The sequence below is a fragment of the Nocardia flavorosea NBRC 108225 genome (genome assembly GCF_001613385.1).
Classification (GTDB): domain Bacteria; phylum Actinomycetota; class Actinomycetes; order Mycobacteriales; family Mycobacteriaceae; genus Nocardia; species Nocardia flavorosea.
Map to the genome: position 1 here is coordinate 1 of NZ_BDCG01000057.1, position 1386 is coordinate 1386.

The window sequence follows — 1386 nt, forward strand, 5'->3', positions numbered from 1 at the left end:
CCCTCTAGGGGCCCACTTATGTGGGCCCCTAGAGTGCGTTCTGGGGTAGATATTTCGAGGGAATCCACGGTCACGCGTTGGTAGTTTCCCGGTGCGCGAACCCCTGCCCGGAATCGGTGACCAACTGGCAGGTCCGGACATGTGGTGGTCGGTGACTTCCGCCGGAAGCGCCGACCGCTCGGGGGATACTTCACCTTCACTGCGATCGTTCGCCGCTGCTGATCGCCGGGTTGCTGAGGCGCCTCCGGCGCATTTGTCCGGGTCCGGTCGAGGCGCCGTTCCGGAGCGTGCTCGGGCAGGGCCTAGACTCTGCCGGATGCGACTCGTGATTGCTCGTTGCCAGGTCGACTATGTGGGGCGGTTGACCGCTCATCTGCCGATGGCTCGCCGGCTGCTGATGATCAAGGCGGATGGGTCGGTGCTGGTGCATTCCGATGGAGGGTCCTATAAGCCGCTGAACTGGATGAGTCCGCCGTGCTGGCTGGCGGAGCGGGAGCCGGACTCGGCGGCGGGACAGTTCAAGGAACTGTGGGTGGTGAGCAACAAGGCGGGGGAGGAGCTGCGGATCGGGATCGAGGAGATCGAGCACGATTCCAGTCATGAGCTCGGAGTGGACCCGGGGCTGGTGAAAGACGGGGTCGAGGCTCATCTGCAGGAGTTGCTGGCCGAGCATGTGGAAACCCTCGGTGCAGGGTTCAGCCTCGTCCGGCGCGAGTACATGACCGCTATCGGCCCGGTCGACCTGCTCTGCCGGGACGCGGACGGGCGGACGGTCGCGGTGGAGATCAAACGTCGGGGCGAGATCGACGGGGTGGAACAGCTGACGCGCTACCTGGAGTTGCTGAACCGGGACCCCCTTTTGTCGCCGGTGGCGGGGGTGTTCGCGGCACAGCAGATCAAACCGCAGGCGCGGACGCTTGCCGAGGACCGCGGGATCCGCTGCCTGACCCTGGATTACAACGCTCTGCGCGGGACCGAGAGCAACGAATTCCGGCTCTTCTAAGCTGGGAGCCATGCCACGACGAAAACCGCGCAGCGGGCGTTACGGAGCGCAGCCGCAACGGTTGGGCACCGGGCTGGGCGATGTCTACCGCCGGACCGAAGCCGGACCCGACGGCGACGAGTACGTGGTGCGGACGGTGCCCGGCGCCCGAGCGGTGAAACGGTACCGTTGCCCGGGCTGCGATCACGAGATCATGCCGGGAGTTCCGCATGTGGTGGCCTGGCCGGCCGGTAGCGGGGAGACGGACCGCCGGCATTGGCATCGCGGCTGCTGGAGCGGGCGGGGTACCCGCGGAATCACCCGGCGGTGGTCCTGAGCCGGCGGCATGCCGGCCGCTGTCGCGGCATCGGGCCTTCACCGGCCTGTGTCGACGAGAGATCGTC

General features: G+C 67.1%; 2 protein-coding genes. Both read left to right on the forward strand.

Annotation, left to right across the window (positions count from 1 at the left end; all coding sequences use genetic code 11):
* Positions 1–316: 316 nt before the first annotated feature.
* Positions 317–1003, forward strand: a complete 687-nt coding sequence (gene nucS, locus NFL01S_RS33785) for an endonuclease NucS (protein ID WP_062980389.1) — start codon at positions 317–319, stop codon at positions 1001–1003.
* Between the two features lie 10 nt (positions 1004–1013).
* Positions 1014–1319: an Rv1322 family protein gene (locus NFL01S_RS33790; protein ID WP_062980390.1), complete on the forward strand. Its 306-nt coding sequence runs from the start codon at positions 1014–1016 to the stop codon at positions 1317–1319.
* Positions 1320–1386 lie beyond the last annotated feature (67 nt).

Coding starts and splice junctions, on each gene's coding strand:
- nucS (WP_062980389.1), top strand. CDS start 317: ATGCGACTCGTGATTGCTCGTTGCCAGGTCGACTATGTGGGGCGGTTG.
- NFL01S_RS33790 (WP_062980390.1), top strand. CDS start 1,014: ATGCCACGACGAAAACCGCGCAGCGGGCGTTACGGAGCGCAGCCGCAA.